The following is a 7,102-nucleotide window of genomic DNA, read 5'->3' as shown; positions in this document are numbered from 1 at the left end:
ACACGTTATGAGAAGAAGGCCAGCCATTTCAAGGGAATGCTGGCCTTTGCGGCTGCTCTGCTATGGCTACGCTGATACGTCAACAGAACCTAGAACTCTCAACGAGTCCATGCCTTTTGGAGAGATATTCACACGACTGTCTGCGGCGGCCGTCCCAACAAAGAAAACCTTCTGCTCGGCGATGAACTGGATATGTTTCTCGGATAGTTCGTTGAATCGCTGACCCATTGGGTACTCCGTATTTGGAAGCTAACGATGAAGTTGAGGGGCACGCTCCCTCGATGCTTGAAGGGAAAAGTTGGCGCACCTCTCTCAAGCGACAGACCCTAACCTGGAGGCCACTTCATCTGCCGCCCGCCAAGGACGTGGATGTGCAAGTGATAGACACCCTGCCCGCTTTGCGGATGCGTGTTGATGACGGTGCGAAAACCCTCCCGTGCGATGCCTTCCTGCTCAGCGACACGTTTCACAAGCCCCAGCATCTCACCAAGGAGAGCGTCCGGTGCTTGGAGAACAGTGGGAACCCGCTTTTTGGGGACGACCAAGACATGCACCGGCGCCTGCGGATTCTTGTCGCGAAACGCAAAGGCATTCTCGGTCTCGGCGATCCACCTTTCCTCAGGCACGGACTCAAACGAGAACTGTCGCGAATACAGGGCAGCTATCTCTTCGTCGGTGATCTATCCGATGCAGATCGGGGACCCCAACACGGCTATTGGCAAGAGAAGGGCGGCGTATCGCATTTTGATGGCCTCCAACAATTAGATACCACCAGCGCAATAACGCCCAAACGGGCGTGGTGGATAACATTCCTGCTCATTGCAACCCTCCTCCCCAACCGTCACGCCCACCCCCACCGCAACAAATGAAAGAACACCGGCGCCGCAAAGCACACCGAATCCAGCCGGTCGAGCATGCCGCCGTGGCCTTCGATCATGTGGCCCCAGTCCTTCACGCCGCGGTCGCGCTTGATGGCGGACATGACCAGGCCGCCGAAGAAGCCGAGCAGGGTGACGACCAAGGCGATCAGCGCGGCCTGCCAGACGTCGAACGGAGTGATCCAGTAGAGGGCGGCGCCGGTCAGGGTGGCGAGGGCGATGCCGCCGGCGAAGCCTTCGACGGTCTTCGAGGGCGACAGGCGCGGGGCGATCCGGCGTTTGCCCAGCAGCTTGCCGCAGACGTACTGCAGCACGTCGGAAAGCTGTACCACCAGCACCAGCCAGGCGATCAGCAGCAGGTTGCGGCCCGCATACTCGGGGATGTCGAGGTTCAGCAGGGCCGGCACGTGGGAGATGCAGAACACCGCGATCATGGTGCCCCACTGCACCTTGGCCGTGCGTTCGAGGAAGGCGGTGGTGTCGCCGCCCAGCGAGGCGAGGATCGGCAGCAGGAGGAACACGTAGACCGGGATGAAGATCGAGAACAGCCCGTACCAGTCGTAGGCGATCAGCAGGTACTGCGCAGGCAGCACGAAATAGAAAGCCGCGACCAGCGCCGGGTAGTCGCTGCCGCGGGTCGGGGTCAGGGTGATGAATTCGCGCAGGGCGAAGAAGGACACCGCGAAGAACAGCAGGATCACCGCGCCGTGGCCGAGCCAGAAGGCGCCGCCGAGCATCGCGACCATCACCCACCAGGCGTTGATCCGCGCGTTGAGGTTGTCGATCACCGGGCTGTCGGCGCCGCGGCAGCGCCACTTGAGGACGAAGCCGATCAGGGATGCCAGCGCCAGCAGGACACCGATGCCGGCGAACAGGGCGAGGGTGTTGGCTTGCATCAGTCGGCCTCCATGGCCAGGTTCAGCAGGGTTTCGCGGGCGCGGGCGAGGAAGGTTTCCTTGCGCTCGCCGGGGCCGAGGGTCAGGGGCGCGCCGAAGGTCACCGTGCACAGCAGCGGCAGGGGCAGCACGCGGCCCTTGGGCATCACCCGGTTGAGGTTGGCGATCCACACCGGCACCAGCTCGACCTGCGGGCAGGCGCGGGCGAGGCGGTAGAGGCCGCTCTTGAACGGCAGCAGGCCCTCGCCGGGGTTGCGCGTGCCCTCGGGAAAGAGGATCAGCGAGTCGCCGCCGGCCAGGGCGTCGAGCAGCGGCTGCAGCGGGTTGCTGTGCCGGTCGTGCAGTTCGCGGTCGACCAGCACGCCGTGGAACACCCGGTGGATCAGGAAGGGGCGCAGCCTGCCCTGCTGCCAGTAGTCGGCGCCGGCCACCGGGCGGGTGCGCGCGCGCAGGGCCGGCGGCAGCGACGACCAGAGCAGCACGAAGTCGGCGTGGCTGCTGTGGTTGGCGAAGTAGATGCGCTGCTTCGGCTCCGGCGCGCAGCCGCGCCACAGGCTGCGCGCGCCGGTGAGCAGGCGGGCGAAGCCGGTGATCGGCCAGGCCAGCAGGCGCTGCGCCCGCGAGGGGCGCGAGCACGGCACGGAGGCGGCGGGCAGGTCTTCGCCGGGCGGGGGGATCTGCGGATCGTTCATCGAGTCGCTCCTTGCGGCGATGCGTTCGGCTCAGGCCGGTGGGTGGTTCCGCTCGGCTTCGGCGAGGCCCTGGCGCACGCGGTTGGCCAGGGTCCAGAGCAGCAGCGCGGCGATCAGGGCGAGCAGGCCGTCGATCCAGGCGCCCGGCAGCAGGCCGCTGGCGACGCCCGCGCCGAGCACGCCGAAGCAGAAGGCGCGGTCGCTCTTGCCCATCGGCCCGTCGTAGCGGCGCCCGGCGCCGGCCAAAGGGCCCATGACCCCGGCGTACTCGACGATCACCGCGAGCAGGGTCACGCCGACCACCGCCAGCGGCGTCACCCCCGGCACCAGCGCGAAAGGCAGGAACAGCGCGCTGTCGGCGATCACGTCGCACAGCTCGTTGAGGTAGGCGCCGAGGCGCGACTGCTGGCCGAACTCGCGGGCGAGCATGCCGTCGATGGCGTTCAGCGCCATGCGCAGGAACATCCACAAGGGAATCAGGGCGAACGGCCAGGCATGGCTGGCGAAGGCGGCGACCAGTGCGCCGAGCAGCACGGAAATCACGGCGGCGGCGAGGGTCACCTGATTGGCGCTGACGCCACGCTCGTAAAGGCGCCGCACCCAGGGGCGCAGCAGGTTCTGGAAACGCGGCTTGAGCTGGTAGATGGAGGGCATGGGCAGGGTCCGTTGCCGGGGGCTTTCCCGAGGGTAGCGCACGATAGCCGCCCTGCCCGGCCGGCGTCCATGCGCCGCCTGCGCCTACTCCGCGCGGCGGCGCAGCACCCCGTAGACCGGCAGCCAGGTGGCCGGCAGCCCCTGGGGCGTGCGCAAGCGCTCGTAGGCCTCGACCAGCGCCAGCACCCGCGCGCGGCCGGTGAGGCCGTCCGGGCGGCCGGGGTTGAGGTTGTGGGCGCCAAGGGCCTTGAGTTCGTGGGCCAGATGGCGCAGGTCGCGGTAATACAGCACGCACGTTTCCAGGCGCAGGTCGAGGACGTCGAGGCCGCTGTCGGCGCACAACTGCCGGTAGTCCCGGAAACGGCGGAAGTGGTTGACGTGGACGAAGCCGTCGACCGCCTGCCAGCTGTCCTGCAACTCCTGCAGGGTGCCGGTACACAGGCTGCTGAAGGCCAGCACGCCGCCCGGACGCAGCACCCGGCGCGCCTCGGCGAGCACCGCGGCGAAGTCGCCGCACCACTGCAGCGCCAGGCTGGAGAAGAGCAGATCCTGGCTGGCGCCGGCCAGCGGCAGATGCTCGGCATCGCCGCAGACGAAGTGCGCCGCACCGCCGCGCGGCCGGGCGTGACGCAGCATGCCCTCGGCGAGATCCAGCGCCATGCCCTGCCCGGCGGGGAAACGCTCGGCCAGCGCCTGGGAAAAATGGCCGGTGCCGCTGCCCAGATCGACCCAGCGCTGCGCGCGCATGCCGGCCGGCAGGCGGGCCAGCAGTTCGCTGCCGACCGCGCGCTGCAACCCGGCCACCTCGTCGTAGCTGGCGGCGGCACGGGAGAAGGAGGCGGCGACCCGGCGCTTGTCCGGCAGCGGGTTCTGGGGGATGTCAGTCATCGTCGGCCTCGCGGATGAAGGCGGCCAGCCGCGCGGCGAGCGCCTGCGGCCGTTCGAGAACGAAGGCATGGCCGCTGCCGGCGATGCGCTCGACCGCGCCGCGCGGCAGCAGGGTCTGCAGCGGTTCGGCGGCGGCCGCAGGCACCAGGGCGTCGGCCTCGGCCAGCAGGTGCAGCTGCGGGCCGGCGAAGGCCGCCAGTGCCGCCCGGTTGTCCAGCGCGGCGAGCACCGCGAGGCCGGCGAGGCGTTGTGCCGTTGCCTCGGCCGGGATGCCTTGGTTGAGCTGGCGCGACAGGGCGCGGGCCTCGCCACAGCCCTGGCTGCAGAGCAGCGCGAAGCGCTTGAGGATGGCCGCGGCGTCCTGCGCGCAGCCGTCGCGGAAGGCGGCGAAGGTGTCCCGGGTCATCGCCTGCGGCCAGTCTTCGCGGGCGACGAAGCAGGCGTTGCTGGCCAGGGTGAGCAGTCCGCGGCAGCGTGCGCCGCGCCGCGCCGCCAGCGCCGTGGCGAGCATGCCGCCCAGCGACCAGCCGCCGAGCCAGACATCGTCCGGCAGGCGGGGGTCCAGCTCGGCGAGCCAGCTCTCGGGATCGCCCGCGCCCGGCGCCGGCAGGCCGGCCAGCTCGGCATCCACGCCCTGCTCGCGCAAGGCGCCGATCAGCGGCTGCAGGGCGGCCGGGCCGAGACCCCAGCCGGGCAGCAGGATCAGTCGGCTCATGCGTCACTCTCCGGCGCCAGCAGCGCCTGGCATTCGCCCAGCGCGGCGAGCAGACGGTCGACCTGCTCCTCGCTGTGGGCGGCGGAAAGGGTCACCCGCAGCCGCGCGGTGCCGGCCGGTACGGTGGGCGGACGGATGGCGCCGACCAGGAAACCGTGCTCGCGCAGCAGGCGGGAGAAGTCCATGGCGCGGGCGCTATCGCCGATCACGAGCGGCTGGATCGGCGTCGGGCTGTCCATCAGGGTCAGGCCCAGCTCGGCGGCGCCGGCGCGGAAGCGGGCGATCAGGCGATTGAGGTGCTCGCGGCGCCAGCCCTCCGTGCGCAGCAGTTCGAGGCTCTTCAGGGTCGCGCAGGCCACCGCCGGCGGCTGGCTGGTGGTGTAGATGTAGGGCCGGGCGAACTGGATCAGGGTTTCGATCAGCGCCTCGCTGCCGGCAACGAAGGCCCCGGCGGTGCCGAAGGCCTTGCCGAGGGTGCCGACCAGCACCGGCATCTCGTCCAGACCCAGGCCATAATGCTCGACGATGCCGCCGCCGTGCGCGCCCAGCGGGCCGAAGCCGTGGGCGTCGTCGACCATCAGCCAGGCGCCCTTCTCTCTGGCCGCAGCGCAGAGCGCCGGCAGCTCGGCCAGGTCGCCGTCCATGCTGAACACCCCGTCGGTGACCACCAGGGTGTTGCCGGTAGCCTTGTCCAGGCGGGCGGCGAGGCTCGCCGCATCGTTGTGCAGGTAGCGCGAGAAGCGCGCCCCGGAGAGCAGCCCGGCATCCAGCAGCGAGGCGTGGTTGAGGCGGTCCTCCAGCACCGTGTCGCCCTGCCCCACCAGCGCCGTCACCGCCGCCAGATTGGCCATGTAGCCGGTGGAGAACAGCAGCGCGCGCGGGCGGCCGGTGAACGCGGCGAGCGCCTCCTCCAGCTCGTGGTGCGGGGTGCTGTGGCCGATCACCAGATGCGAGGCGCCGCCGCCGACGCCCCAGCGCGCGGCGCCGTCCTGCAGGGCGCGGATCACTTCGGGATGGTTGGCCAGCCCCAGGTAGTCGTTGGAACAGAAGGCCAGCAGCGGCTGGCCGTCGACGACCACCTCCGGCCCCTGCGGGCTGTCCAGCAGCGGGCGCTGGCGGTAGAGATGCTCGGCGCGGCGGGCGGCGAGGCGGGAAGCGAGATCGAAGGACATGGCGGCTCGGCGAGGCAGGAACGGTGGATAACCGCGAGCGGGTTATCCACCCGGGAAGGTCAGGCCGAAGTGGCGTCGTAGAACAGCGCGCTGTTCTTCTGCTCGATCAGCGCCTGCTCGATGGCCGCCTGGTGCACCTCGTCGGCATGCCCCTCGCGCTCCTCCGGCTGGATGCCGAGGCGGGCGAACAGCTGCATGTCCTTCTCCGCCTCGGGGTTGCCGGTGGTCAGCAGGCGCTCGCCGTAGAAGATCGAGTTGGCGCCGGCGAAAAAGGCCAGGGCCTGCATCTGGTCGTTCATCTCGGAACGGCCGGCGGACAGGCGCACGTGGGATTTCGGCATCATGATCCGCGCCACGGCGAGGGTGCGGATGAAGTCGAAGGGATCGACGTCCTCGGCGTTTTCCAGCGGGGTGCCCTGGACCTTGACCAGCATGTTGATCGGCACCGACTCCGGGTGCTCCGGCAGGTTGGCCAGCTGGATCAAGAGGCCCGCGCGGTCGTCGAGAGACTCGCCCATGCCGAGGATGCCGCCGGAGCAGATCTTCATCCCCGCCTCGCGCACGTGGGCCAGGGTTTCCAGGCGCTCGGCGTAGGTGCGGGTGGTGACGATGTTGCCGTAGAACTCCGGCGAGGTGTCGAGGTTGTGGTTGTAGTAGTCGAGGCCGGCGGCGGCCAGCGCCTGGGTCTGCTCGCGGCTCAGGGTACCGAGGGTCATGCAGGTCTCGAGGCCCAGGGCCTTGACGCCCTTGACCATCTCCAGCACGTAGGGCATGTCCTTGGCCGAGGGGTGCTTCCAGGCGGCGCCCATGCAGAAGCGGGTGGAGCCGATGGCCCTGGCCTCGGCGGCGGCCTGCAGGACCTTCTGCACCTCCATCAGCTTGGCCTTGTCCAGCCCGGTGTTGTGGTGGCCGGACTGCGAGCAGTACTTGCAGTCCTCCGGGCAGGCGCCGGTCTTGATCGACAGCAGGGTCGACACCTGTACGCGGTTGGGGTCGAAGTGCTGGCGATGCACCGTCTGCGCCCGAAACAGCAGGTCGTTGAACGGCAGTTCGAACAGCGCGCGGACCTCGTCGAGGGTCCAGTCGTGGCGCAGGGCGGTGGCGGCGGTGGCGCTCATGGCGTTCTTCCTTGCAAGAAGGGCCCGGGCTGGCGGGCGTTCGGTCTGGAGGTCACGACCTGCTAGAGTGCGTGATTCGTCATGGATGA

At 69.3% G+C, this 7,102-nt stretch carries 8 protein-coding genes; all 8 read right to left on the bottom strand.

Going from position 1 to position 7,102, the window contains the following annotated elements; all coding sequences use genetic code 11:
- Nucleotides 1-326: 326 nt before the first annotated feature.
- Entirely contained in the window at nucleotides 327-656 is a 330-nt protein-coding gene (locus EV691_RS24300; RefSeq protein WP_446681730.1) for an HIT domain-containing protein, read from the bottom strand.
- 185 nt (nucleotides 657-841) lie between these two features.
- Complete coding sequence (locus tag EV691_RS19705) at nucleotides 842-1,774, bottom strand: phosphatidate cytidylyltransferase (RefSeq protein WP_131299652.1); 933 nt, start codon at nucleotides 1,772-1,774, stop codon at nucleotides 842-844.
- On the bottom strand, nucleotides 1,774-2,466 hold the full coding sequence (locus EV691_RS19700) for a lysophospholipid acyltransferase family protein (protein WP_131299649.1): 693 nt from the start codon (nucleotides 2,464-2,466) through the stop codon (nucleotides 1,774-1,776). The genes EV691_RS19705 and EV691_RS19700 overlap by 1 nt, the downstream gene beginning before the upstream one ends.
- 30 nt (nucleotides 2,467-2,496) lie before the next feature.
- The gene (locus EV691_RS19695) at nucleotides 2,497-3,120 is read right to left on the bottom strand and encodes a CDP-alcohol phosphatidyltransferase family protein (RefSeq protein ID WP_089167082.1); all 624 of its coding nucleotides are present in this window, start codon (nucleotides 3,118-3,120) and stop codon (nucleotides 2,497-2,499) included.
- An 84-nt stretch (nucleotides 3,121-3,204) separates the two neighbouring features.
- Nucleotides 3,205-4,008, bottom strand: a complete 804-nt coding sequence (gene bioC, locus EV691_RS19690) for a malonyl-ACP O-methyltransferase BioC (RefSeq protein WP_131299646.1) — start codon at nucleotides 4,006-4,008, stop codon at nucleotides 3,205-3,207.
- Nucleotides 4,001-4,723 carry an alpha/beta fold hydrolase gene (locus EV691_RS19685; protein ID WP_131299643.1) on the bottom strand — a complete coding sequence of 241 codons (723 nt, stop codon included), beginning with the start codon at nucleotides 4,721-4,723 and terminating at the stop codon, nucleotides 4,001-4,003. The genes bioC and EV691_RS19685 overlap by 8 nt, the downstream gene beginning before the upstream one ends.
- Entirely contained in the window at nucleotides 4,720-5,895 is a 1,176-nt protein-coding gene (gene bioF, locus EV691_RS19680; RefSeq protein WP_131299640.1) for an 8-amino-7-oxononanoate synthase, read from the bottom strand. Before bioF ends, EV691_RS19685 begins: the two co-directional genes overlap by 4 nt.
- A gap of 59 nt (nucleotides 5,896-5,954) precedes the next feature.
- A complete protein-coding gene (gene bioB / locus EV691_RS19675; protein ID WP_131299637.1) occupies nucleotides 5,955-7,013 on the bottom strand; it encodes a biotin synthase BioB in 1,059 nt (352 codons plus the stop codon).
- Between the last annotated feature and the right edge of the window lie 89 nt (nucleotides 7,014-7,102).

The organism is Azotobacter chroococcum (assembly GCF_004339665.1).
GTDB lineage: Bacteria > Pseudomonadota > Gammaproteobacteria > Pseudomonadales > Pseudomonadaceae > Azotobacter > Azotobacter chroococcum.
Note: the sequence above shows the minus strand (reverse complement) of the source record. Positions and strands in the feature narration are given on the sequence as shown.